At 40.8% G+C, this 25933-nt stretch carries 27 protein-coding genes and 1 other RNA gene; 4 read left to right on the top strand and 24 right to left on the bottom strand.

Annotated features, from left to right (window positions below; translation table 11 throughout):
• Positions 1-91: 91 nt before the first annotated feature.
• From ACVHUV_RS12435 to ACVHUV_RS12385, 11 genes are all read right to left on the bottom strand, one after another.
• Positions 92-514, bottom strand: coding sequence for a hypothetical protein (locus ACVHUV_RS12435; RefSeq protein WP_462084772.1), 423 nt, complete (start codon positions 512-514; stop codon positions 92-94).
• 39 nt (positions 515-553) lie between these two features.
• Positions 554-1849, bottom strand: a complete 1296-nt coding sequence (locus ACVHUV_RS12430) for a S41 family peptidase (protein ID WP_462084771.1) — start codon at positions 1847-1849, stop codon at positions 554-556.
• A 58-nt stretch (positions 1850-1907) separates the two neighbouring features.
• Positions 1908-2099 carry a DUF6980 family protein gene (locus ACVHUV_RS12425; protein WP_462084770.1) on the bottom strand — a complete coding sequence of 64 codons (192 nt, stop codon included), beginning with the start codon at positions 2097-2099 and terminating at the stop codon, positions 1908-1910.
• A 61-nt stretch (positions 2100-2160) separates the two neighbouring features.
• A complete protein-coding gene (locus ACVHUV_RS12420; RefSeq protein WP_462084769.1) occupies positions 2161-2607 on the bottom strand; it encodes a hypothetical protein in 447 nt (148 codons plus the stop codon).
• A gap of 154 nt (positions 2608-2761) precedes the next feature.
• Positions 2762-3115 (bottom strand): VOC family protein, encoded by a 354-nt coding sequence (locus ACVHUV_RS12415; protein ID WP_462084768.1) that lies wholly within the window; start codon positions 3113-3115, stop codon positions 2762-2764.
• Between the two features lie 64 nt (positions 3116-3179).
• Positions 3180-3569 carry a hypothetical protein gene (locus tag ACVHUV_RS12410; RefSeq protein WP_462084767.1) on the bottom strand — a complete coding sequence of 130 codons (390 nt, stop codon included), beginning with the start codon at positions 3567-3569 and terminating at the stop codon, positions 3180-3182.
• A 423-nt stretch (positions 3570-3992) separates the two neighbouring features.
• Positions 3993-4373 (bottom strand): hypothetical protein, encoded by a 381-nt coding sequence (locus ACVHUV_RS12405; RefSeq protein WP_462084766.1) that lies wholly within the window; start codon positions 4371-4373, stop codon positions 3993-3995.
• Between the two features lie 135 nt (positions 4374-4508).
• Positions 4509-4940: a DUF4181 domain-containing protein gene (locus ACVHUV_RS12400; RefSeq protein WP_462084765.1), complete on the bottom strand. Its 432-nt coding sequence runs from the start codon at positions 4938-4940 to the stop codon at positions 4509-4511.
• A gap of 218 nt (positions 4941-5158) precedes the next feature.
• Positions 5159-5959, bottom strand: coding sequence for a DUF6612 family protein (locus ACVHUV_RS12395; protein ID WP_462084764.1), 801 nt, complete (start codon positions 5957-5959; stop codon positions 5159-5161).
• 111 nt (positions 5960-6070) lie between these two features.
• Entirely contained in the window at positions 6071-7186 is a 1116-nt protein-coding gene (gene menC, locus ACVHUV_RS12390; protein WP_462086907.1) for an o-succinylbenzoate synthase, read from the bottom strand.
• A gap of 54 nt (positions 7187-7240) precedes the next feature.
• Positions 7241-8317, bottom strand: a complete 1077-nt coding sequence (locus ACVHUV_RS12385; RefSeq protein WP_462084763.1) for a branched-chain amino acid aminotransferase — start codon at positions 8315-8317, stop codon at positions 7241-7243.
• A 92-nt stretch (positions 8318-8409) separates the two neighbouring features.
• On the opposite strand from ACVHUV_RS12385, the gene ACVHUV_RS12380 reads away from it, so the two are divergent.
• Positions 8410-8949 (top strand): transcription repressor NadR, encoded by a 540-nt coding sequence (locus tag ACVHUV_RS12380; RefSeq protein WP_462084762.1) that lies wholly within the window; start codon positions 8410-8412, stop codon positions 8947-8949.
• A gap of 20 nt (positions 8950-8969) precedes the next feature.
• Here the strand turns inward: ACVHUV_RS12380 and ACVHUV_RS12375 are convergent, their stop codons facing one another.
• Together ACVHUV_RS12375 and ACVHUV_RS12370 are read right to left on the bottom strand one after the other, a co-directional pair.
• Entirely contained in the window at positions 8970-10031 is a 1062-nt protein-coding gene (locus tag ACVHUV_RS12375; protein WP_462084761.1) for a mechanosensitive ion channel family protein, read from the bottom strand.
• A 102-nt stretch (positions 10032-10133) separates the two neighbouring features.
• Positions 10134-10778, bottom strand: a complete 645-nt coding sequence (locus tag ACVHUV_RS12370; RefSeq protein ID WP_462084760.1) for an HD domain-containing protein — start codon at positions 10776-10778, stop codon at positions 10134-10136.
• Between the two features lie 132 nt (positions 10779-10910).
• Between ACVHUV_RS12370 and ACVHUV_RS12365 the strand changes: the two genes are divergently transcribed.
• On the top strand, positions 10911-11114 hold the full coding sequence (locus ACVHUV_RS12365; RefSeq protein ID WP_317941465.1) for a cold-shock protein: 204 nt from the start codon (positions 10911-10913) through the stop codon (positions 11112-11114).
• Positions 11115-11154: 40 nt separating this feature from the next.
• On the opposite strand, the gene ACVHUV_RS12360 is transcribed toward ACVHUV_RS12365, so the two are convergent.
• The gene (locus tag ACVHUV_RS12360) at positions 11155-11343 is read right to left on the bottom strand and encodes a zinc-finger domain-containing protein (RefSeq protein ID WP_317941466.1); all 189 of its coding nucleotides are present in this window, start codon (positions 11341-11343) and stop codon (positions 11155-11157) included.
• A gap of 74 nt (positions 11344-11417) precedes the next feature.
• On the opposite strand from ACVHUV_RS12360, the gene ACVHUV_RS12355 reads away from it, so the two are divergent.
• On the top strand, positions 11418-11810 hold the full coding sequence (locus tag ACVHUV_RS12355) for a ribonuclease HI family protein (protein ID WP_317941467.1): 393 nt from the start codon (positions 11418-11420) through the stop codon (positions 11808-11810).
• Positions 11811-11860: 50 nt separating this feature from the next.
• Here ACVHUV_RS12355 and ACVHUV_RS12350 read toward each other — a convergent pair whose 3' ends face one another.
• Genes ACVHUV_RS12350 through ACVHUV_RS12340 form a run of 3 tightly spaced genes read right to left on the bottom strand, consistent with a single transcriptional unit; the run spans position 11861 to position 16907 of the window.
• A complete protein-coding gene (locus ACVHUV_RS12350; RefSeq protein ID WP_317941468.1) occupies positions 11861-12463 on the bottom strand; it encodes a metallophosphoesterase family protein in 603 nt (200 codons plus the stop codon).
• A gap of 18 nt (positions 12464-12481) precedes the next feature.
• Positions 12482-13303: a sulfurtransferase gene (locus tag ACVHUV_RS12345; protein WP_462084759.1), complete on the bottom strand. Its 822-nt coding sequence runs from the start codon at positions 13301-13303 to the stop codon at positions 12482-12484.
• A gap of 1 nt (position 13304) precedes the next feature.
• Positions 13305-16907 carry a dynamin family protein gene (locus ACVHUV_RS12340; protein WP_462084758.1) on the bottom strand — a complete coding sequence of 1201 codons (3603 nt, stop codon included), beginning with the start codon at positions 16905-16907 and terminating at the stop codon, positions 13305-13307.
• A gap of 155 nt (positions 16908-17062) precedes the next feature.
• On the opposite strand from ACVHUV_RS12340, the gene ACVHUV_RS12335 reads away from it, so the two are divergent.
• A complete protein-coding gene (locus ACVHUV_RS12335) occupies positions 17063-17521 on the top strand; it encodes a chemotaxis protein CheX (RefSeq protein ID WP_317941471.1) in 459 nt (152 codons plus the stop codon).
• A 52-nt stretch (positions 17522-17573) separates the two neighbouring features.
• Here ACVHUV_RS12335 and ACVHUV_RS12330 read toward each other — a convergent pair whose 3' ends face one another.
• The 7 genes from ACVHUV_RS12330 to ACVHUV_RS12300 all read right to left on the bottom strand — a co-directional run bounded on the left by ACVHUV_RS12330 (position 17574) and on the right by ACVHUV_RS12300 (position 25915).
• Positions 17574-19490 (bottom strand): ATP-dependent DNA helicase, encoded by a 1917-nt coding sequence (locus tag ACVHUV_RS12330; RefSeq protein WP_462084757.1) that lies wholly within the window; start codon positions 19488-19490, stop codon positions 17574-17576.
• A gap of 310 nt (positions 19491-19800) precedes the next feature.
• Complete coding sequence (locus ACVHUV_RS12325) at positions 19801-20931, bottom strand: THUMP domain-containing class I SAM-dependent RNA methyltransferase (RefSeq protein ID WP_462084756.1); 1131 nt, start codon at positions 20929-20931, stop codon at positions 19801-19803.
• A 235-nt stretch (positions 20932-21166) separates the two neighbouring features.
• Positions 21167-21552: RNase P RNA component class B (gene rnpB, locus ACVHUV_RS12320), an RNA gene on the bottom strand.
• A gap of 64 nt (positions 21553-21616) precedes the next feature.
• Complete coding sequence (gene gpsB / locus ACVHUV_RS12315; protein WP_317941474.1) at positions 21617-21913, bottom strand: cell division regulator GpsB; 297 nt, start codon at positions 21911-21913, stop codon at positions 21617-21619.
• 99 nt (positions 21914-22012) lie between these two features.
• Positions 22013-23278, bottom strand: coding sequence for a ribonuclease H-like domain-containing protein (locus ACVHUV_RS12310; protein ID WP_462084755.1), 1266 nt, complete (start codon positions 23276-23278; stop codon positions 22013-22015).
• A complete protein-coding gene (locus ACVHUV_RS12305; protein WP_462084754.1) occupies positions 23220-25547 on the bottom strand; it encodes a DEAD/DEAH box helicase in 2328 nt (775 codons plus the stop codon). Before ACVHUV_RS12305 ends, ACVHUV_RS12310 begins: the two co-directional genes overlap by 59 nt.
• The gene (locus ACVHUV_RS12300; protein ID WP_371390026.1) at positions 25544-25915 is read right to left on the bottom strand and encodes a YppE family protein; all 372 of its coding nucleotides are present in this window, start codon (positions 25913-25915) and stop codon (positions 25544-25546) included. Before ACVHUV_RS12300 ends, ACVHUV_RS12305 begins: the two co-directional genes overlap by 4 nt.
• Between the last annotated feature and the right edge of the window lie 18 nt (positions 25916-25933).

The raw sequence follows: 25933 nt of genomic DNA, 5'->3' as shown, positions 1-25933 counted from the left end.
CAAACGAACGGAATGTCATATTTTTATACTTCTTGAATTGCTTAAACGACAGTTTATCAGCAAATTTTAATGAAAAAGATGCCCGTTTAATTCACTTATTCATCTCGTCTTCTAAGAGATTAATTAATTTTGTTGACTTCTCGGCAGATAAATATTGGGCTTTTCCATTGTGCTCAATTAACCCTTCAGATACGCCAATCGCTGGGTGTGGATAATAGCCAACTTCACTAATGTAAATTTGATAATACTTATCTGACTTAATACTTGTTTGGGTTACTTCATCTAATTCTAAATCGCTCAATAGTGATGTAACTTGTCTAATGAAATCTATATCACTGCTAACAACCGATTTGTTAGTAGTAATCTCCAATACTTCAATACTAGCTATATTCATGCGCTCGATTTCACCAAAAAATGAATATTGCTTAGTAAAATTTATATTCTTTATCGCGATAATTACAATAATAGCGACTAATAGGAAAGCAATAGAAATAAAAATTTTATTAACTTTCATTCAAAATCCTCCCCGTATCCGCTCAGAAATGTCTACAAATTATCCTTCTGCAATCTTGCATTCTCGTACCATGTTCATGGCATACAAAAGATCCAAATCTTCATCTATGTGCTTAGGTGTCCAAGGGATATAATGATCAGGTTGGATTCCCTTCCCGTGCAACGGATCGTTTGACGTTTTATGGATACGGCGAGACATCGGGTAGTAGAGTGCGTATATGCCATCCCACTCCTTGATGAGCAAATCGCTGTAGTCATTGATGCCCATTGTTGCGCGTCCAATTACGGTCGTTTTGGATGATTCCATGCAAATTTCCACAAAATATTCGGCGGCACTTGCGCAATAGACATCCGTCATCACGATTACATTCTTAGGGGAATTAGTACCTTCAAACTCAAGTGCTTCCGTCTCCAACTCATCCGAAAAGTCCATTGTCACAAAACCTTGACCGCGATATTTTTCACCTTCTTCTTCAATCGAATCAAAGAATTTTAGTGTCTCAACATCAGTGATGTCTTTTCTTAGCTGCTGGCAGAGTTGGATGAACAGCTCCGAGTTGCGATTGGTATAATTGAACTCCTTCAACTCACCGCCCGTGCTTGGGTGTTCATCTGGTGGAAAAATGTACGGCAATAAGTTCGAAAAAGATTTTCCATTCCCTCCATGATTGTTTCGTACGTCGATAATCAGATTTGTACATGCTTTTAGCTTTTCTTCATGGTTCTTCACGAAATCCAACGTCTCGTCAACGTTGGCGAAGCTTGGTAAAGTGAGCTGTAACGTCTCCTCATCAACTTCCTCCAACGAAGGTGCTAACTTTTTGAAGATGGGTTCATAATTCTTCAAATCGAACGTTAATCGTTCGCCGTTATCATCCTCTATTTCAATGGATGATGAATTATTGAGAAGATGTGTCCAGTCCTCACGTTCTGCACTTGTCTCCCGCAAAAAGCTTCGATCCGAAGTGATGATCATTTCGATTTCCTGTTGATCAATTGAAATGATCTTGGAGCCGACCGGAAACCTATCCTCCACGCAAGTCTCCACGACATAGAGCGCATCTTCATATCTTCTTATCCGGAAACCTCGAGTGCTCGGTTTTACGTCATCCGCCCCTTTTAGATTGAAAGACATATGTCGATCTTGAAAAGCCATGAGATATTCGCTGACGAGATCCGTAAAAACTTGCGGTGTAATTTGCTGACCGGATATCAATCTCTCAATTTCTCCAAAATAATGGGCAGGATCATCCCAGCCTCGTTTCTCATCATATCCTGCGTAGTCATGATGTACGATATCGACAATTTCTTTAAAAATTTCCATATACCGAGTCATTGACGCTCACCTTTTCCTTTCTATCGCTCGTTCGTGAGATAGCACAAATTACCCCAAGTTATAACTTCGAACCGCACCACGGACAATAGGTAATTCCTATACTTGCAGAACCACCATCATGAATGATCAAACCATAATCATTGTCATCTTCATCATAAATTACAATCTTATCAGGACATTCAAACGGATTACTATGCAAATCACATGTAAAACTCGCATGTACATTCATCTCTTCACAACAGTGTTTCAAATGTTACTCCCCCTCACTAGTACCCGCTCTCCAAGTACAGATTATTTATAAATGCTAAGTCTTACACTATTTGTTGTACTTTAAGACCAGGTATTTCACAAAGTAGATGCTTGTAATAATCTGAACGAAACGTAAAACCGCCAAATTCCTCGTGTGTCGTACAAGAAAACCAAGCGAAATTATTCTTCATAAATGTAATGTCTTCGGGTAAATTAGGCGCAACCCAATCATATAAAGTATTTGCGAATTTTGTTAACAACTTATACGTTTCTTCATTTGACTCGATTACATAAACTGTTGCAGCTGGACCTTTTGTGATCGTATTAGCCCACTTTTTCGTTTTATACGTTTCTAGGGTGAAAGGAGCGAAGTGTGCAAGTATTTCTTGATTATAGTTGAGTTCTCTTCTTGTTATGAAATAGAATTTATCAGAATTACGCGTTAAAACTTTCATTAGTTGCCTATATGTTTCATCTTTAGGGTTCTCAATTAACTCCCAGTATTCCATGTTAAACTCCTATTCTTTTTTATTAAAACTTCATCATTGGCCTATTCCATTCATACTGTTCTCACGGAATCGAGCCAGTTTGTTGTATTGCATCTCTTTGATTCATCTTTAATTTCCGTTTTAATCTACTTTGAGAAACCAATACTTGATTGCCTTAACACTGGCAAATCATTAACACATTACCGTCTGGATCACTAATGTTGAACCAGTGACCATTTTCAATTTCAGTCAATATGTTGACTTCCTTAGATACGGCGTATTCATAGGCAGCCTCAATGTCTAGCGTATCAAAGTGAAATCTCGGCATTCCATCACGTTTAAACTTCTCAAAAACCTTACTATCTAGCACAAGATTGACATTTTCCAATGAAATCACATAGATGTGTCCATGCATAATTTCTCCATCTGCTGGAACTCCTAACAAACCGCAATACCAATCTCTTGCCTTTGCCACATCACTTACTGGGATGAAAATTGTACTAATTCTCGTTCCAATTGGACTATCCATAACTTTTTAACTCTCCTTTTAGTCACTTATCTAGATAAAGCTAACCTATTATGCAAAAGAGAACTTATGAACTTGATCTTAACGTAATTGTTTCAGACAATTCACCTTCTACATTTACTAAAATCGTAGATGTATTTGGCGTTTTGCGATCCAATTTAATGACATCACCACTATCATAAATGCCGTTATTATTGAAAACTACATCGCGAATACCCCATCCTAAGAAATCACTGCTTTCAACATCGAAGTTGAAGTTGCCGAGCTTTTCAAGGTTTTCTCCTTTGTACGTAATTTTTATACGCTGCGTCTCTTTCCCCCAGAAATTTGACTCAGTCATTAACTCGCAAATCCAGTTGTCACTTTCCCCTTTGAATGCAATACTACTATTATTTTGACAAGACGCTAGCATAAACATTGAAAACACAACGAGTATGCAATATAAAAACTTCTTCAATGTGTTCCTCCCCCATCTTTTTATTATTCTGTATGTAAAACAGGCTAGTTGCTAAAAAGTGCTGTAATTTGATAAAGAAGCAAACAATCACCATGACCGTTTGTACAAGCTCTCCCCTTTTAGATTCCACAAATCTACACAAAACCCTTCATTTTCTAGCGATAAAAAAAAGAAGCGCTGTATGTAGAAACGCTTCCAAAAGGTGTTCAGGCAATAATGTTATATGCATTCTATAAATACCCACTAGGCGATTCTCGGTCACCTTCCATCTTGTAATCCAACTTCACTTCTGATTGATCACGTACATTTTTGCATCATGATGGAATTCCCTATATCTCTTTCTTCTCCAATCGACAAATAAGCCAAACGTGATTAGTAGAATTGTAACCAGTAAGAAAGGCATTGTTTCAGCACCCCTTCTCGCTAAGCATTTACTTCATGGGCCTTTGCCTTTTCGTATTCCTTCTTCATTTCAAAAACAGTTAGGGCAACCACAATCCATAAGACAGGACTAGACAAGGATATGCCTACTTGTGAGTTGCCGCCAAGCAACGTGAATATAACGATTAAACTCAGTAAATAAGATACCAAGCTAACATTCCACCAAAAAGAAGATTGCGCTGACTCCACTTCTTGAAAATGTATTGTGAAAAAGCCTAACAAAACTACCAATAGTAAAAGTCCAATCAGCATTGGTTTTGGTAAGAACAAAAAGTCATTTAACTTAGGAAAGAAATCATAAGCCATTAATAGTGTCAGTGGGATGAGGATGAATATCATCACATATAACTCTTTACCTTTCACATTCATCTCACCTCTCACAATTGTATACGTATGAATGTCTAAATAGTTTCATTGCTCCAATAGTCTAACCCGCTAAATCTACAAAAACGTCTAACGCCCGGGCATGCTAGCAATATTTCCTTATCCCTATAAAAGTTATCCAAGCCACCCGAAGAAATCCGTTGTAAACAAAACAATCAAGATCATAACGCCAAAACCTAATTGGCTAATAGTAAGCAAATAAGCTTTTTTGTTTTCGTCATACTTCCATTCGAAAAACGCTCTCGTTAATTCTGTTAATGCAATTAACACAAAAACGACATAGGTTGATTTCAAAAACCAATCACGATCCTCATGTATTCTACCGATATTGATAAAATAAGCAAAGAACAAAAAGCCAATACAAGCGATCCGAAGTGTCCAATCAATCATCTTATGCTGTTTATTTATGTGATGATAGGAGGAACTACTTCTTTTCTTAACTTTGAGCAAATTCTGCATTATAAGATTGAACAATGATATTGCTAACACGATAATGATGATTAGAAGAATTAATTTCAACCAGTGAAATGGATCGATACCATACATGCATGCTCCTCTCCTCCTACTGTATAGACGCCAAAAAAATAAAAAAAGTTTCATTTTTTTAATTATATTAATAATACTAACAGATGACCATCTCTAAGTGCGAATTTATTCAACAAAAAAACACCGTAATTAACGGTGCTTATTCTTGTTCTATCAGTATTTATCTTTTTATGCTACATTTTTCAGTCAGCAGTAAAACGTTTCTACGTACACTTACCTTACCGAGAAACTAACTCAGTTACTTCCTTCGGTACAGTAAAATCTTCGATATCATTGAAATAACTATACGTCGCGTTCAACTTTTGGCGTGTTTTAAAAGAGTTGCCTTTGCTGTATGTTTTCATATCCGCATACATATTGAAGCCCGTCACATAGGACATTTTTTTGTTAATTTTAATAGTGATTTCCATGCGATCAATTAAGAGGAAACCTTCTTCACTCGGTCCGACTTCTGGGAAGATTTCTTTGAATCTAGGGAATTCATCACGATCTAATGTAAGTTTCAATACATAGTCGTAACCGATTGCTTCTAATTTGAAATCATCGTTGAACGTTTTGAACTTGGCAAGATCGACAAGCGGATTGGTTGTCGATACAAGCGTTCCGAATGCTTCTTTCAATGGATCCGTTTCAGACTCACGCAAACCTTGTTCCCGACTGTCCGCGACAACCGTTTGTTCACCAACGTCATAAATGTCCATGTTCCATACTTCCCCGCCTCTTGGCTGGACTGTTACTTGACGATGGACTTTCATTGGGTCTAAAAAAGCATCCATATTCATATCGAAATTCACACCGGATTTTTCGGTCTTTTCAGGATCGCCGTCAAAAACCGTTCCATTATATTCGTCATACACGACGTGTGCACTGACCGAAGTTAGTGAAGAATTCATCGCTTGCTCAGATTTGTCCAATAAGTCACCAGCTGTTAATTTCTTTTGTGGTTCTTCTGCATTGTTACATGCCGTTACTAGAAGAACGAGCGAACTGACGACAAACGCACTAAGTATTTTTTTCACAATATACTTCCTCTCTACAAAACCTACGTTCATTTTACTGGAAGAATTACACTTCATCAATGCTTTAGACGATTTTTCTGGCGTGTAAGTTGCATAGACTTGCAAACAGTTTTATTCAACAGCCGAAAAACACCACTTCCCAATTGTAAAATTGTCGATTGCATGCATGTCTGGTTCATAACCAATCCCATTGCTACGCGGGACAGCAATCACACCATCTTGGACAACTACTTCAGGTGTAATAATGTCTTTTTCCCAATAACGTGATGACCCGGCTGTATCACCTGGGTAAACAAAATTAGGTAATGACGTCAACGCGATGTTATGTGCACGACCAATTCCTGCTTCCAACATGCCGCCACACCAAACAGGCACACCCCGCTCCATACAATAATCATGAATTCGTTTCGCTTCCGACAATCCGCCAACCCGTCCGATTTTTACATTAATGACTTTTGTACTTCCTAGCGTGAGTGCTTTTCGTACATCGTTCAAGGAAAGGATGCTTTCATCTAGACAAATTGGGGTCTTCAATTCTCGTTGTAACACAGCATGGTCAACAATGTCGTCATGGCCAAGTGGCTGTTCAATCATTAAGAGGTTGAATGCATCCAGTTCCTTCAACAATTCAATATCATCTAGTGAATAAGCGGAATTGGCATCTGCCATCAAAGGAACATCGGGAAATGCAGCGCGTAATGTACGAAGTAGTTCAACATCAACACCCGGTTTAATTTTCACTTTGATACGTCGATACCCTTCGTCCAAATAGCCTTGTACTTTGGCTACCAGTTCCGAAAAACTTGCTTGCAAGCCAATACTAATGCCAACTTCAATCTCTTTTCGAGTTCCTCCTAACGCTTCCGCTAACGACATGCAGTTACGCTTAGCATATAAATCCCAGACGGCAGTCTCTACAGCCGCTTTCGCCATATTATTTTTGCGGATGGAAGAAAAGATTGTCCCAACTTCATCTGGATGAGTAATGTCTTTTCCTAGCAATAAAGGGACTAGAAAATCAAGGATCATATGTACATTCGTATCGACGGTTTCTTCTGTGTACCAAGGGGCTTCAAATGCCACCGATTCGCCCCATCCACAATTTCCGTTTTCATCTTGAACTTCAATGACTAAAAACTGCTTGTCTTGCATTGTGCCGAAGCTCGTGGAAAAAGGTTCTTTCATTCGCATTTTTAGTCTTCGGACGGTCACTTCTGCTATACGCAATTTCATCACCTCATAAAAACATCCTGCCACAAAATGACAGGACGCCTGTTGGAATTACAATTCTACTTTCATGCGCCATCCAAAAGGATCAGGCAGTTTTCCTGTTTGAATCCCTGTCATTGTATCATAGATCTTTTTCGACAACTCGCCGATTTCGCCATGATTGACGACCAACTTCTTATCTTGCCAAAACAGTTCGCCGATTGGAGAGATAACCGCTGCCGTTCCTGTACCGAACGCTTCTTCTAACAGTCCGGACTCATATGCTTCGAATAATTCTTCCATTGAAATTTGACGCTCCGTAACCGGAATAGCCCAGTGTTGCAATAATTCAATCACCGATTTGCGTGTAATCCCTTCTAAAATGCTACCGTTTAGTGAAGGGGTAACAACTTCTCCGTTTATTTTGAAGAATACGTTCATTGCACCGACTTCTTCAATGTACTTATGTTCTTTTCCATCCAACCATAACACTTGGGAATAGCCTTTCGCCTCCGCAACTTCTTGTGCTTTCATTGCACCTGCATAATTCCCTGCCGTTTTTGCACTACCAGTCCCACCTTTAACCGCACGGACGAATTCTGATTCTACAGCAATGCGGACAGGATTAATACCTTCCTTGTAATACGCACCAACTGGTGAAAGGATAATCATGAAACGGTACGTCTTCGAAGGTGCAACCCCAAGATACGGTTGTGTCGCAAAAATGAATGGACGTATGTATAACGAAGTACCTTCAACATTAGGAATCCAATCTTTATCAATTTGGATTAACTTCCGCAAACCTGCTAACGCGAGCTCTTCATCGAAAGCCGGCATGCAAAGACGTTCATTGGAACGGTTTAACCGCTTCATATTCTCATCTGGTCTGAACAATAGCACCTCGTCTTCTTGCGTGACATATGCCTTCAATCCCTCAAATACTGTCTGACCGTAGTGGAAGACAATCGCAGCAGGATCCAACATAATCGGTTCGTATGGGACGACTTTGGCGTCATGCCATCCTTTACCTTCTGTATAGTCCATTGTAAACATGTGATCCGTAAAAACAGTTCCGAACGAAAGCTGATCAAACGCCGGCTTCTCTTTCGGATGATTCGTCAATTGTACGTGAATAGATAATTGATCCATTCAGAACCCCTCCTCTATGTATGTATAGTTTTACATTATACACGAAATCATAAAAACTGATATGATATTATGGAAAGATTGGAGGGATGCAAATGAGTGACAACATGAAGATGCCCGGTGAAGAAAGACGGGAACTGCTATTGGAAACATTACGGACAGCGACAAAACCTTTCACGGGCAAAGAACTAGGAGAAATGACAAACGTAAGCCGCCAAGTGATCGTCGGTGATATTACGTTGTTAAAAGCAAAAGACGAGCCGATTATCGCGACAAGTCAAGGCTATTTGTATATGCACACATCATCCGGCCCCGATAAGATTGAAAAAACACTTGTTTGCCAACATACACCAGAACAAACTGAAGAGGAATTAAATATTCTTGTAGATCACGGGTTAATTGTAAAAGATGTCCGAGTCGAACATCCTGTTTACGGAGATTTGCGTGCATCGATCATGGTATCCAATCGACAGGAAGTGAAAGCATTCATTCGTCGAGTGACCGAAGCAAATGCCGTATATTTGTCCAACTTATCAGAGGGTGGCGTCCATATGCATACCGTCAGTGCGGACAATCCTAGTCAAATTACAAGTGCAGAAGCAGCATTAAAAAAAGCGGGTATCCTCATTGAATGAGGGATACCCGTTTGTTATTTTTATAATGCTTCTTCATCAACAATCAGTTTAGTGTTTGGCAATGCGAAGGTGATTTCTTCTGCGCGTAGGATATCAAGGATTTTGTAATTTACTTCTTCTTTTATATCCAGATAGGCTCCCCAATCGGTCGTCTTCGTGAAGAAGTACAGCATAATATTCATGCCGTTTTCCTTGTATTCATCAAACTTCACGAAAATGGTCTCCTGATGAACACCTTCATGACTGCGTAATATATGTCTAATGTCTTCAATGCTTCTTTGAAGTGCATCTTTGTCGGTAGTAGGCGCTACTCGAATGGTGAAGGAGACTTGCCGTTTGCCCATCTTACTCCAGTTCGTAATCGCTTCATTCGCTAATGTGGCATTGGGAACCGTTACAAGCGCTTGACCGAACGTGCGGATTTTCGTACTTCTAAAAGAAATGTCCTCTACTGTTCCTTCGACAGTTGGCGTATAGATCCAATCCCCGATCGTAAAGGGTTTTTCCGTAATGATGACCACTCCACCGAAAAATTGTGCTAATGCGTCTTTTGCTGCAAGCGCAAACGCCAATCCGCCAATTCCAAGACCCGCGACGAACGTACTGACGTTATACCCAAATTCCTGAGCGATGATGCTCAACGTAATCACAATAATAATGAAGCGCAATGCTTTTGAAATAAAAGGTATTAATATGTCATCGATTCGCATATTGAATCGATTGTTCAGTCCTGAAAAGAAACTTGAGGTAGCTCCTGTCAAATTGTAAAAACCCCAAGCGATGACAATGACGATGGACGATCTGATCAGGTGTAAGAATAGCAGATTTTTTTGATCGATATAGGGGAAATACCCGATTGCTACATAGACACCGATGATCGTCACAAGCCATTGAAACGGTTTTTCAAACGACAATAATATTGTTGAAAAGAAACTATTCGGTGCTTTGTTACTCAGTTTTAAAATGAGTGTAAAAATGTATTTTGCAAACACTTTCCGAAACAACCAAAATAATAATAAGACTCCTAATGCAATACCCGTATGTACAACTTCATACCTCGTAAACCATTCATTCCAATCCAAAATTCATCACTCCTAACACGTCCATCTTAACAAATCATGTTAAGGAGAAAAAGTAATAGCTATTAAAATATCAAATTTCAACGAAAAAACTCCTATGGATTTTTATCGTGTATCCAATGCTAAATCGGTTTCATCACTCAGTTGTTGAAGGAACGTAACCATGAATGTATGACGTTGTTCGGCAAGCCGTTTTCCTTCATCCGTCACCATACGTTCTTTTAACAATAACAGTTTCTCAAAAAAATGCGTGACAGAGGATGTCTCTTTCGAGCGGTATTCCGCTTCTGTCATGTCTTTCCTCGTCACTTCCTCCGCATCGTATAATTTCCGACCGCGTGCACCACCAAATGCAAACGTTCGTGCAATTCCGATTGCCCCCATGGCATCTAATCGGTCCGCATCCCGAACAATCGCACCTTCTATGGAAGTAATGTCCCGCTCGTTCCCACCGTTAAAGGAAACGCTGTTGATTGTCTTTTGAACGGTCTCTATCGTTTGTTCGTCTGCACCAACTTGAGATAGAATTTGACTTACTGAATGAGCGCTGACTGATTGATACTTCGGGTCTTCGATATCATGTAACAGCACAGCAAGCGTAATGATGGACACGTCAGCATGTGGGATTGTGCCTGCTATCTGTTTAGCATTTTTTAAAACACGTACGATGTGATCAAAATCGTGACTTGCATCGAATTCGTTGTAAATATTTTTGACAGCCATTGTACACTTCTGAATAATTGTTTGCATAAGCTAGAGCTCCTTTTCGTTGAGTCGACTGAAAATTTAGGCGTATCATTGACGTTTACTGTCGATTCATGTATAGTTAATGCAACCATGTTAATAATGGGAAGACATTGAATTGCCGAGGGAGGAATAAGTATGTACCAAGGTAAAGTAAAATGGTTCAGCAATGAAAAAGGGTATGGGTTTATTGAAACGGATAATGGCGAAGATGTATTTGTACATTACACGGGCATTAAAGCCGATGGATTTAAAACATTGGATGAAGGCCAAACCGTTTCATTTGAGATTATTGAAGGAAACCGTGGTCCTCAAGCGGCAAATGTCTTACCAATCACGTAAAAAATAACGAATTATCCCGCCAAGCTATGACAAGGCGGGTTTATTTTGTTAATTTATTCATTTCATTGCCTAAGAACTGTAATTGTTCACCGATTGTACACGTTTGAATGCAAAATTGATGGGCTTTTGTCTTTCCGCTATCTTTTCTCTGTTGACGTTTGACAAAACACCCTTCACAATACGTATCAAGCAGTTCATCAATTTCCTTCATAATTGATAATTTATCCATAGAAGCCTCCTGATCGTAACATTTATTGTAGTATGCTTTCCATTCTGATGCAACTTATGAAAGGAGGATACGCCATGCTTGAAGTATATGTAGATGGAGCAAGTGCTGGAAACCCCGGGAAAAGTGGAATCGGTATTTTTATTAAAGGTGAAGGGCAACAACTGAAAATTGCCGAGCCAATTGCACCAACAAATAACCATACTGCTGAATTTATTGCCCTCCTAAGAGGAATGGAAGAAGCTGCAAAACTAACGACTGGAATCGTTTCTGCCCGTTCAGATTCGAAAGTCGTCGTCGCAGCAGTGGAGAATGAATTTGTTAAAAATGAGCTACATAAAGAGTACTTGCATAAAATTCTATCCATTGCAAAATCCTTTGACTTCTTTTTTATAAAATGGATTCCAGATCACGAAAACCGAGCGGCAGATGCGCTCGCCCGCGAAGCAATCCATAAAAGTGGACAATAAAAGAGCATTTACCTGACAGGTTCTCCTGTTGTCGGTAAATGCTCTTTCTATTATTTTGCCTTCATGAATGTCACAGTGTTTTGGATGCTATCAAAAAGAACCCATTCCTGATCGTCGATAACTGCCCCTACATTGACAAGCGTCTGTTCTTGCCCGAGTTCGTAGGGCTGCCCAAATAACAAAACCTCTTCCACATGACCATCTCGTTGTAAGCCTGACGTATGGCTATGGCCGTAAAATGTCACAGGCTGAGAAACTTCAGGTTCTATTAAAGCCCAAGGATTTCCTCCCCATTTCCATTGGTGGCCGTGAATGACTTCAGCCATGCCAAGTTCGATTTTTTCGGGCATTGCCGAAAGAATGCCGAGTAATGGGTCATCTGTATTTGTAATAAGCAGAATTCGTTCTTCCTGATTCCCTTTGACCGATGGAAAAGTTAATAACTCGACAAATCCATCGGGTAACAGCATGACTTCTGCAAGATTATTATAACGATGTTCACTAACGTGACGTTTACTAATCGTGCATTCAAAAAGATCGCCTGTTCCGATCAATAGCGCATCGGGTACTTCTTGTTTAATGTGCGCCAATACGCTTTTCAAGTCTTCTTTCGAAGAATGAACATCCCCGATAATGGCATATTTCATTTGCATCGTCATTCCGCCTTCTTTTCAACTTTTTTCAATTTCGATCGGTTCTTTGGAAATCCAATCACTGTAACTCCCAACATATAAGCGGACATGTTCAAAACCGTTCTGCTTCAGCATCGCATATAGCGGTGCTGCTGTCACACCACTCCCGCAGTATACGATGACTGACTGATCTGTTTGAACGACATCCTCTAATCGGTCTTTCATGTCTTCATTCAAATTGAAGGAACCACTCTGTTTCAATTGTTCCCAATCAAAGTTCAATGCGCCCGGAATACGTCCAGCAATTGGATCGATCGGTTCAACTTCACCTCGGTATCGTTCAGCGGAGCGTGCATCCAACAACACATGATTCCGATTGCCATGAACAGTCTCTTCGACTAGTTCTCGAGTTGCTAGTATCTCTTCCTTCCACTCTGGTTCTACCTTTGAAGGAGACGGTTTTACTCGTTCTTGACTCAGCGGTACACCATGTTCTTCGAATGTTGTAAACCCTTCAATTGCGATAAAGGCATTCCTAAAACCAGCATATTGCAGAATCCACCATGCTCTGGCAGCGAAAGGACTTCCGCCGTCATCGTAAACGATGATTTCATCATCCAACTCCAAACCGCTCTTTCTGAATAAATGTGTCAACGCTTCCTTGTCAGGTAGCGGGTGTCTGCCAGCATCCTTCGTCATATCTGACAAATCCTTTTCAAGGTCCCAATAGAGCGCGCCTTCGACATGTTTTTCTCCATATTTTTGCAAACCGAGTGCTGGATTTTGCAAATCATATCGTGTATCAATCCACTTTACGACTTGAGCATCCACTTGTGTAATCGACTTAAAAAAGTTTTGCATGTCAACCCATCTCCTTCAACTGGATTTTACCGTAAACCTGCCGCCATTCCTCCAGCTGGTGAGCATCGAGTAAGAGAGCGCGCTCGGATTCGATTTGTTGTAGACTTTGCGTCATTAAATGAAGACGGAGACCTTCCGCTTCCGTTTCAATCCATTGCTCCGCCCATTGCTCAATCCGCTCTTTCTCTTTCCCTAAATACATAGAGGCATCCTCTTTTAAACGCTCTTCCAACAAGTCTCTTAAGATTAACCGTTCACCTTTCTCAAAAAACGCTTTTTGGTTTTTAAATGCACGATTTACATCTTTATAGATGGTAGGATCTTCAAATGGTTGAGGGAATGAAAGCATTACTGCATCCTCTGTTTCATATGGAGAGGGTGCAATGGATCGGTCTTTTTCCGCGAGTCGGCGTAACTCGTTTCGTTGACGCTCTTTCAATTGCTTATTCATGAAATTCAACATACGTAAATTCGTCACTTTTAACTCCTGCGATAAATCGAAACCGACCATTTGAACCGTTTCTGCTAACGCAATGTGCAGCGCCTTGTCTGAAGAATAATTGGCAAATGTCGACGGACTATACCCTTCTTTGAAGAAGTCTCCAAATCGAAGGAATACCCGTTGTAAAATATAATAAACCAATTCATTTAATTCGTTGCTAGACGCTTTTCGAATGACCTCTGTAAAGCGTTGAGAAAAATGCGAGCGGATTTCTTGTTCAAATCGATCAAGTTCCTGCATGCGATCCGCTTTACGGGATTGGTTCAATTCCGTTCTTTCAATTAATGTACGGAGCCGTTCAACGGTTTTCGACACTTCATCTTCCAATGCTTGAACAGCTAAACTTTTGAGATCTTCTTCTAAGAAGCGTTCAAAGTATTGCTCAAATTCGGCCATGGCAGGTTCCGTTTCATTGCTCAGTTTCGCTTCAAGCGCCTGGATGCTGGAAATCCCATGAACACGCGGGTGACGGATTCCAAAAGTCGTCAGTTCTTGTTTCACAAAGTCTTTCACTGCTTCCGCTTCTTCTTCGTTTGCCGCAAGATCAATTGCATTCACGATGAAAAACATTTTATCTAACTCAAATGCATCTTTGACACGGCCAAGTTGAATAAGAAACTCGCGATCTGCACGGGCAAATGCGTGATTGTAGTACGTGATGAATAAAATCGCATCCGCATTACGGATATATTCGAAAGCAACATCCGTATGGCGGGCATTTATGGAATCAGCACCTGGAGTATCAACAAGCGTAATGCCCTTTCTCGTTAACGGACAATCAATGAACAAATCAATTGCATCGACAAAACAACTACGGTCTTCTTCAGCAACGAATCGTGTAAATTCTGCTTGATCAACATTCATCGTCTCACCTAAATGCCCACCGTACGTTGGATATCCCTTTTGGAATGCGCGTATGAACGTCTTATGGATATGTAGACTTTCATCTTCTAATGCTTTCGTCAGCACAGTTTCCGCTTTGTTGAATGCATCCTCTAATGATGTAATGGGTGTGCCTAAAGCATCAAATGAAAAAGCGACATCTTCTGTCATCTGCTGAACTGATTTTAAATGGACATCCGCAGTTCGATCCTCTTTTCCTGGCTGAATAGGTCGAATACGGTTAATGGCTGCGGTTGTTGGGTTTGGTGACACTGGTAATACACGATCTCCCATGAGTGCGTTGGAAAATGATGATTTTCCAGCACTGAACGCACCAAACAAAGCGACAGTGAATTCTTGTTGGGCTAACCGGTCTGACTTATTGTGTAAGTACGTTGCGGTATCTGAGAATCCAGGAATATGCATAACCGCATCTGCTATGTGAAGTGCTCGATCGATGACAGCTTGTGCATCAGTATGATGTACAACTTCAGGTTCCATAACTTCTTCTGTATGTACGATCTCATCCTCGGATACTACTTGACTATCCGTTTCCATCTGACTAAGGTCAATCGTCTGCATGTCTTCACGTACTTGCCATTCCTTCAACAACTGTCGACTGTCAGCAAGCAATTTTGCTGAAGGCGACGCCAAGCTTTTTTCAAACTGTTTCAGTTGTTCTCGAATTTCTTCCACCTGATAGATAGCGGACAGTTTTTGTTCGTACACATCGATGGTATGCTGGAGTTGTTCAGCTTCTTCATTACCGGTTGACGCAGCGAGTTCAGACATTTTCATTTTCCAGTCATCCGTCCGCTTACGGAAGATTTGTTGAATTGCTGTTTTCATTTGATCTGCCATGTTTAAGATTGTATCGCCAGTCATAACATCAGATACATTCAAATGCGCATCAATTTCCTCAAATGGAATTTGCATATTCATCTCATCGATTTCCATAGAACGTTCATCGGACATCAGACCTGCATTTTTCAATGTTTGTTTCATTAAAGCCTTCAAATGGACTTCAATTTGTGTATGGATAAGGGACGCAAGATTATTCGCTAATTCCGTTTTCCTTTTTTCTCTTTCCTCAGCTGTCTTTTTCGCTCCGAATAAAAAACCTACTTTAAACCGAGGTGATTTTGCTTCTAAATACAGTTTCAACAACTCGCGTGTATCGAATGGACTGATAGATGCGTTGCGCAACAACTCATTTCGTTCCCTTTCGAATGTTGCGTAAAATGCATCTGCAGACAGGAGCGATACACGTTTCTTTACTGCATTCAATTCCTTTTGTAAATCTTCAGATTGACCCCATTCATCCTCATCGATTAGATGCGCGTATGCTGTTTGACGCTCAGCTATCTCATCTTCCAAAAAGTTCACGTGTTCTTCTTCAAACTTCCGTAATGATTGCTGGGCGTTTGATAAAAACTGTTCTTTCCAGTTTTCCATAGACCCTTCTACTATTGCTTTTACTTTTACAAAATCATTATGGGGATGATCCATGGCACGTAATGATGTATAAAAAATCCCTTTAGGCTCTACGCCCCATAACGAAAATGAGTCTTCCACAGATTGCTTGAACGCATCAAACGACAACTCACTTTCTCGGTGCTTATCGATTTGATTGATGATTAAATAGACATTCGGATTGAAACGCAATAAATCCTTTGTAAACGTAAAATTCAATTCCGATTGGACGTGGTTATAATCCATCGTATAGAAGACGAGATCGGCTAAATGTAATGCCGATTCTGTTGACAAGCGATGAGCATCATCCGTTGAATCGACACCAGGCGTATCCATTACGGTAATCGCTTCTGGCAGTGCAGATTGCGGATGGCCAATGTCGATAAGAGAAATTTCCGCTCCGTCTTTGCTAAATGATTTGATAGCATCAAAAAATCCATGCCCTTCAAATTTTACGGTAGATCCATCTGTCTTATGTACAATTGCAAATTCATGGTTTGATTTTTTCACTTTAACGATATTCGCACTTGTCGGTATCGGACTTGAAGGTAAGAGATCTTCCCCGGTCAGTGCATTAATCATTGAAGATTTCCCTGCTGAAAAGTGTCCAGCAAAGCCAATAACAAATTCCTCGTCTACTAATTTTTGTGCTAAGGAATGTGCTTTTCTTACTCGATCTTCGTCATTACCTTCCTTGAACAGTTGTCCATGGATGGCTGTTCTTTCTAAAACATCAGTATGAGACATAATTCCCGACCCTTCCATCTAGTTGATTCCACATCTAATCATAACACTTTTTTCTAATCTAACTACCTACAAAGTGCTTTGAAATTACTCTATACTTTATTCCCTCGATAATGGTATTATTAGACTATACATATTAGAAGGAAAGGAGTGCCTTTATGAGTACTTCATCAACGATTCAAAAAGTGTTAAACGGTGCTATTTCCTCTTTAACGACAATCATACCCCTTAAATTTGATGTGCTTTCACCAGTTCTGACGTCCCAACCTTATGAACAGAAGGAGTTAAGTGTTCTCATCCAGATGGTTGGCGCGATAAAAGGTCGATTAATCCTCGATGCAAATAGTGATATCATTCAAATGATTGGCCAATCCATGTTCGGTATGCGTATTGAAGGTGAAATGATTGAATCCTTTACAGGCGAATTAGGCAATATGGTTGCAGGAAATTTGTGTACCGTTTTGGAACAACATGACTTTTCACTCGACATTTCGACGCCGACAGTTATGGTTGGTGAAACGAAGCTTTATGGCTTTACACAAGCATTCAAGTTACCGCTTCGCTTTGACAGCGGGACAACGATGAATGTCCTTTTAACAATTGATGAGCAAGCATAACAAAAGCTGTCTTACGATGGGTTTCTTACCATGAAAGACAGCTTCTCTTATTTCATTTGCGTACAACTGTCTTGCTTTCCACTGGGAAAGCTTTTGAAACAGTTGTTTTCAGCTCTTTTTCTGAACCTTCCATTAAGACATGTATACTGCCATAATCTTCGGAAGTGCGAATGAGGCGGCCTGCTCCTTGACGTAAACGTAAAAGCATAAATGGTAAATCAACGTCTTCAAAAGGATGCTTCGCATTTTTTCTACGCGCATTAAACAACGGATCATTTGGTGGAAACGGTAAATCATAGATGACAACTCTCGTTAAAGCGTCCCCCGGAATATCGAGCCCTTCCCATAAATGATAAGAGCAAAGGATGCGCACGTTCTTCTGTTGGAAATCCCGAATGATCGCCGATAGTTCACGTTCTCCTTCAAACGCAATGTTCTGCTTGTGTTCATCAGAAAGTGCACGTTGGAACGCACGCATTGATACTTCAGATTTGAATAAAATCAACGTTTGTTCCTCATTTTCAAGGAGACTTTCTACATAATTTGTTTTTCCACCTGAATCGACGTCAGCTAGAACAACTTCCATCGCTTGTTCATAGTCAAATGGTGAATCCACAGAGAATGATAGGAATTCTTCAATTCCCAAACTATCGAGGATGTAAGAAAAGTCCTGATCGACCGATAAAGTTGCTGATGAAAACACAATTGGAATATTTGAGGAGAATAACTTTTCTCTTAAAATGTCTGTAACGAGACGAGGCATAATAATAAGCGTCATTTCGTCTTTTCTTTCCTCCAACCAATCAACTGCTTCATTGTCAGAGATGAATAGTTCCAACGAGAAAATGTATTGTTCCAAATACTCTTCAACCATCGTCAAGTCATATTCCGGAATAATGTACAATTCACCTTCAAACACGAATTCTTCCAATAGCGCAGTCGAAATTGTCATTGCTTCTTTTCCTACAGCAACAAGTTCATCGGTTTTCGCAATGGCTTTTCGTGTTTCATCATGATTGCTTGCATTTGTGCGAAGCAAACGGAAAAAATGCTCGTGGGCATCAATCAGACGCTCCATCAATTGCAATGTCTCTTCACGAATGCCATCGACCATTACCCGTTCCAATAGATTCAATAACGTATTATTTTGCACTTCATAGGTCAATGCTCGTTGCGCAGAATACTCTAACAAATGACCTTCGTCAAAAACGACCATTGATACTTCTGGTAATAATGCCAATTGTCCTTGTCGCTTTCTCGACTCTTTCGTCCAAATATGTTCCATATAAAAGTCGTGTGAACAAATGATCAAATCGACTGATTCCCGGTAGTGATTTCTGTGGATCGTTTGCCCACAACGATTGCGCACATCACAAGCTGCACATTGTTGGATTGGATGGAAATTAATCGACTTCCACTGTTCATCATTCAAATCAGGATAATCTGAGCGTTCACCGTACGGAAAAATAGATTGAAGTGATGCGTTCCCTCGTACAAATTCAGGTAATTCACTTTGAACGATATCTGCATATTCTTCCTCTGATGAATCGGCGGTCTCCTCTAGTCGTTTCAAACAGAGGTATTGGTCCCTCGCTTTTGCTAATCTTACATCAATGTCAATCGCTAATGCTTCACTTAATTTATGGATGTCGCCTTCTTTTTTCACAAGTTGGTCGATTAACGTTTCGTCCGCACAAGAAATCAATGCAGGCTTTCCGGTATAGCGTGCATAAGCAATGGCCGGTAATAAATATGCGATTGTTTTACCTGTTCCGACCCCAGCCTCCGCCATTAGGACTTTCTTTTCTTTTAATGCTTGCTCGATTTGAAATGCCATATAAATCTGTTCATCTCGACATTCGAAACCTTTTTCTGTTAGATCGTCATACAACGTATCGCCAATCCAGTCATTCAACGATTCATAAAATGATTTTTCTTTTGATAATACAAATGGCATTTGACGCTTCATCGGCATCGACCCTTTCTTTTAAGCATATGGTAGAGGTTAGAAAAAACTCTATATAGACCGTTCCTCTGCGCTCCAAAAGGCACGCTTTCCGCGGGGCGCGCTTGAGCCTCCTCGTCCGCTACGCTTCGCTTTGCTTCCTGCGGGGTCTCAACAATCGCGCTAAATCCCGCAGGAGTCGTCCTTTTTCCGCTCCGATCCACTCTTAAGTTTAAAAAAGAACCGTTTTAAAGTAAGTAGGCATATAGAAAAAATGCATGACGGCGAGTTGACCTTCATGCATTTTTCACATTTTGTCACAACCACTTAATTTTTACTTATGTCGTTGACCCCAGTATTGATAGAAGTCTGTACGGATGAAGCCGTTGAACAACTTCCGTTTTTTTGTAGCTTTCTTGCCGTACATTGTCTCAAAGTTTTCAAGTGAAGATAACATATAAACTGACCAAGATGGATAGTGCTCCATAATACGGCCAATCGTTTTTGTTATATCTTCAGCTTCTTCGATTTCTCCTAAACGTTCTCCATAAGGAGGATTTCCGACAAGTACGCCATTCAAACCTTCTACAGCTAAATTTCTAATATCTTGTTGCTCAAATCGGATTAGATCCATAAAACCCGCTTCTACTGCATTTTGTTGAGCTACTTTAATCATTTTTGGATCTACATCAAATCCTGTAATGTCTAGCGGCTGATCATATTTTGCCAACTCTTCAGCTTCTTCACGTACGCGATCCCAAATGGCTTCTTTCATCCAAGGCCAATGTTCACTACTGAATTCCCGATTGTATCCGGGTGCAATTTGTTGCCCGATCATTGCTGCTTCTATTGGAATGGTTCCTGATCCACAAAAAGGATCTACGAACGGACGGTCAGGATTCCATTTCGTCAATTTGACGAGCGCTGCTGCTAACGTTTCTTTAAGCGGTGCATCACCTTGCCCAACTCGATAACCGCGTTTGTGCAAGCCGGCACCACTTGAATCGATTGTGAGCGTAACTTTATCTTTTAAAATGGATACTTCCAGTTTAAATAACGGGCCGGATTCATCAAGAAAACCGTTCCTTTTGTATGCTGTCTTCAATCTTTCAACGATTGCTTTCTTCACAATTGCTTGGCAATCAGGAACACTATATAACGTTGATTTGACAGATTTTCCTGCGACAGGGAAATTGGCGTCAACAGGCAAATACTGTTCCCAAGGCAAGGACTTTGTCTGTTCAAACAAATCGTCAAAAGTAGTTGCTTTAAATTCCCCTACAATCACACGTACGCGATCTGCAACGCGCAACCACATGTTTGTCTTGGCAATTGCCGTTTCATCACCTTCGAAATAGATTTTGCCATTTTCAGTTGTCGTTTGAAACCCTAGTTCCTTCACTTCATCCGCAACTATTGACTCAAGCCCCATCGCGGAAGTGGCGACTAATTTATAGTTTGACATACATTTTCAACTCCGTTTCTAACGTGCTACAAAAAGAGGATTATTGTTCAGCCGTGTTTAAGGGACTCTTATTAGAACCTCTTTGTAAAAGACACTAGCACGCTTGGATCTTTCGTACATTCATTCTTATGTAGTGTGTGTTTCGTTGCTAGAATTCATTCAATTGCCTATGAATGAAGAAATGCCCTCCAAACGAAAAGGAGAGCATTGATTGTTATTGTTGAACCATCGTAAATTCGATAAGCCATGTTTTGTTCCCGTGTACTCAAACGGCTTACGCCTCGTACGATGGGTGGTAATCATCTATCTACAGACATAGTCTGTCCCTTCCTCCGTTCAATTCCTTCAGAAGAGTGCCCCTACCATAATTTGGGTTTCTCGCTCGTGGGGTTTACCGCGTTCCATCCGACCCGTTTCCAGGCCAGCTACGTTACTGTGGCACTTTTCAGGGAACCTCATCCATATTTGTCGAAGCAAACGTAGGATTTATTCCCGCCGTCAACGCGCTAAGCGCGAAGCCCCGGCTTATTTTTTCGCCGAGCACGAACACTACGGTCTTCTCAGAACCGTGCGAGCATGGACTTTCCTCTACAACTAACGTTGCAGCGATTACCTGAATTCACACTATGGTTTCAACAGTATACAACAATTTTCAACAAATCACAACGGTTTTTAAGCAACTTGCTTATTCGTAATCATACAATTTGCTGCCGAATACATGCTTCTCAAGGTTTGAAATCCTTTTTAACAAATCGAAGTTCGTCGTATTCGTATTCGTTGACGCAGGACGTTTCGCCGCAGCCGCAACTTCTTCTTTCAACTTTTCGTTTTCTAAGCGTAAGTCAGCTACTATTTTTTTGAAAGCTTCATAATCCTGTATGACTTGATCTAAAAATAAATCTACATCTTCTTGGTTGTATCCACGCATTGCAGTTTTAAATTCTTTTTCAAGAATCGTTTTCGAATCCAGTTTTATTTCCATAAAATGACGCCCTTCCATCAATGTTTACACATCGCAATTATAGCATAATTTGTACATCTGTGTCTTTCCATATCGTGAAAAGAAGTAGGATTTTGTCGGTTACTGCGCTTCCCCGGGAAATAGTTTCTTACGCAATCTCATTTCCCGATGTGCAAACTCATTTCCCTTCTTCCTTCTGTAATCGGAAGTAAAGTCTGAATCCCTTTGCAAAAGCATAATTCCCTCCTTCGTCCAATCCAACGCTTTTCCAAACTCTTTCATCCTATGTTCATAGAGCTTGGCCAATTCCTCATAGGCAATGAGTTTTTCTTTGCTCGCCAATCCTGCAGCCCCTATAAGAAATGCTTGAACAGCATTTGTGTAGTCGCCTTCTCTCTTTAGGATGAATCCAATATGGAAATGGGCACGCGGCTCATCTTCTCCATACGTCTCAATCACCTTCTCAAAGACTACTTTACTACGATGGTAGGACTTTAAATCAGCATACCACTTTCCAATATTCGTTTTGGTAGTCGAGGAAGCGGCTTGTTCGTTTTTCAACAACAAATTTGTAGACAGTGTATACAGCGTGACGAGTGATAATATATCCCATTCATTGTGAAGCAAAACTTTCATCAGCAGTTCCGCTCGTCCGTTTTTCACAGCATCTTGATAAATGATGGGCGCCATATGACCTGGCACATCGTCTTTACGGAAAAAACCAAGTTGTTCTTGTTCCACTGCAGTCAGTTTAAAAGTGGTCATTTCATTCTTCCAAATTCTTTTGGAACCGTGCAATAAATCGATCTCTGTATGTTTTATTAGCGGAGGAAGGTGCTCACGATTCATCGTCCATCTCGTTTGGACTTGGGGCATGTCAAAACTTTTCCCGTTATACATGACAATCGACTTCGGTTGTTCCCAAAGTTTAGAAGCATACAGAAATGCAGCTTCATGATCAGGTCCAGCCAAGACATATTGTGTTAATGTAAAGGATTCATTTGTATATTCGATAAAGCCCATTAGAAATATTAGTGTGCCCGCCCCTTTTAAACCCGTTGTCTCAGTATCAAAAAAGACAAGTGGTCTTGAAGGATTCAGCGCTAACGGATGTGGTTCACGGGATGTCCGCCACGAATCAATCGTATGCACAAGCCCTGAAAGTGGGAATTTCCCATGTTGGTGATGCAAGTCGTAGTTCACAATCCGTTTATAGACGATCCCAAACTCATTGACTTCCTTCGTCAACCCTGCATGCAACCAACGATCTTCGTATGGTGGAGGAGGCGGGATGGGACGTTCAGATTGCTCCTCGACTACTTGAGGTTCAGTTGTATTCTTTTTCAGAAGCTTCTTCATTTGCATCAGTTTTGCTTCGTAAGACATTGCTTTCGCCTCCAATAAGCGCATTCAGAAGAACAATGACATCTTTTTTCATCCGTATGCCTTCTTCCTGCGCACCGATACAAGCGGGACAGCCGTTTTCACATCGGCAATTGCGTACATGTTCAGCAGCACGCTCCAATAGTTCTTTCCACTGATTAAACAGCTTTTCACTTAACCCAATGCCCCCCGGGTAGCTGTCATAAATGAACAACGTCGGTTGGCCAGTATGAATGGCCTTCACTTGTGGCACTACATGAATATCCGTACGATCACAACGGACAAATAGCGGAATGAATGATTGAATCGCATACGCTGCACCAGTGAGTGCGTCTGTCAAATCTGATTCCTTCCAACCGTCCGGCGTTTGAAAAGAATACCATGTCGATGATGTGTGCAATTCTTCTGCTGGCAATGAAATCGGACCGGAGCCGATGTTGTCATGTGTATCAAACCGTATCTTTTTAAAGATAGTAGGAATCGCCAGTACAGCTATGTCCCCAAATGCGACAGTTGCCTTCCCGAATGGTTTCTTTTCGTCTTCGCTAATTACTTTCAGCTCGACAGCTAAGTTTGCATCCGTATAATAGTCGACATCGACTTCGCGCACATATGCTTTCTTTTCATCCCAATCAAGAATTTCGACTTGATATTGTTTGCCTTGGTGGATATAAATCGCTTCTTCGTGTAAGAGGGTCATGGCACTATATCGATCCATTTCTCCGATGACAACAGTCCCTTTCGGAATCGTTTTGTCGATGATAACGACATTTTCTTGCGACGCAGAACGCAGACTGATTTCACTTGCCGGGAATCGATCGGTCATCCAATGCCACTTATCGGACGTTCGGACAAGTACACCTTCCGCTTCTAAAAACGCGAGCAATTCTTGTACCTCAAATTCGCCGTACATTTCTGTCAGTGAAAACGGCAATTCGAACGATGCACATTTTAAATGGTCCATTAAAATCAACATATTATCGGGGTGGATCATCGCTTCTTCAGGTGTCTGTCCTAGCAAATAATTTGGATGCTGAATAATGTATTGATCAAGCGCCATTGACTGCGCAACATAGATGATTAGCGCGTCGTCCTGTCTTCTTCCTGCCCTGCCCGCTTGTTGAAGTGCACTTGCGATATTTCCTGGATACCCCGTCATGATGCATGCTTGTAACTGACCGATGTCAATTCCTAGCTCCAACGCATTCGTACTGACAACCGTCTTTATCTCCCCATCACGTAACCGTTTCTCAATAGTTCTTCGTTCTGACGGTAAATAACCACCTCGGTAGCCCATAATCGTCGAGTCGAATAATTTTTTCTTCGTCAATTCCTTCATATAGGTGACGAGCATCTCTACCCGCACGCGGCTTTTTGCGAAGATGATTGTTTGAATCCCTTCTCGATATAAATAAGAAGCGATATCCCTTACTTCAAGAATAGCACTTCGTCGAATCCCAAACGTTTTATGAACGACAGGTGGGTTATAAAAGATAAAATGTTTTGCGCCTGCGGGTGCGCCGTTATTTGCGATTAACTTCATCTTAGTGTTCGTCAGCGATTCTGCTAAATCTTGCGGATTGGCAATCGTCGCAGATGTGCATATGAAAATTGGATCACACCCATAGTAGTTGCAAATCCGTTTTAGTCTTCTGAGTACATGCGCCACATGACTTCCAAACACGCCTTTGTACGTATGCAGTTCATCAATGATGACGTACTTTAGATTCTCAAACAAGGACACCCACTTCGTATGATGCGGTAAAATACCAGAATGCAACATATCTGGATTCGTCAATACAATATGACCCGACTTGCGCACCTTCGTCCGTAATCCTGGTGCTGTATCGCCATCATACGTATAACTTAAAATGGTTTCTCCACTCGCTTCAATCAATTCGTGCAGATCTGCCAACTGATCTTGCGCAAGTGCTTTCGTCGGAAATAAATACAATGCACGGGATGCATCATCTTCTAAAATTTGCTGAAGCACTGGCAAATGATAGCAGAGTGATTTACCTGAAGCAGTCGGCGTAACCGCAGTGATGGATTGTCCACACGTTGCACTATCAAATGCTTCACGTTGATGGCTATAAAGTTGCGTAATGCCTTTACTCGCAAGTGCTTTTACAATGGACGGATGCAATATTTCTGGAAATGAAGCATATTGGGCTTGTTTCCCATCCATTTTTTCGTAATGCTTAATGTTCCTTTTCAAATCCGGATCTTGTAGCATTTCTTGGACCACATCTTGAACAGTCTTTCTTGTCATTGTCCATCTCCCTGTTCCGACTGTAGTGCATCTATGACAGTTTTTAATGTATACATTGCAGAGTTAATTGAAAGGATGAAGCGCTTTTTCCCTGTTTTCGCATAAAAAGATTGCACGATAAACTGCTTCATCGAGTCATTTAATGATTCGATTTGTTGCAAATGTACGTATTTCGGTTTTTCTGTCCGTATGAGCTGTCGCATTTCATCGGACCAATCGTCCAACAGTTTATGATTTGTATCTGCGTAAGGTTTTACTTCGTTAAAGAAATCGGGTTCACGGTCCAATTCCCTCATTGCTGCATGCCTTGTTATGCATTCTTCACATACTGCAAGGAGTCTGACCGTATCATTATATAAGTTTGACAAGCTATCTCTTCCTTTCGA

It is taken from the genome of Sporosarcina saromensis (assembly GCF_054901285.1).
This window is presented reverse-complemented; position numbering and strand designations above follow the sequence as displayed.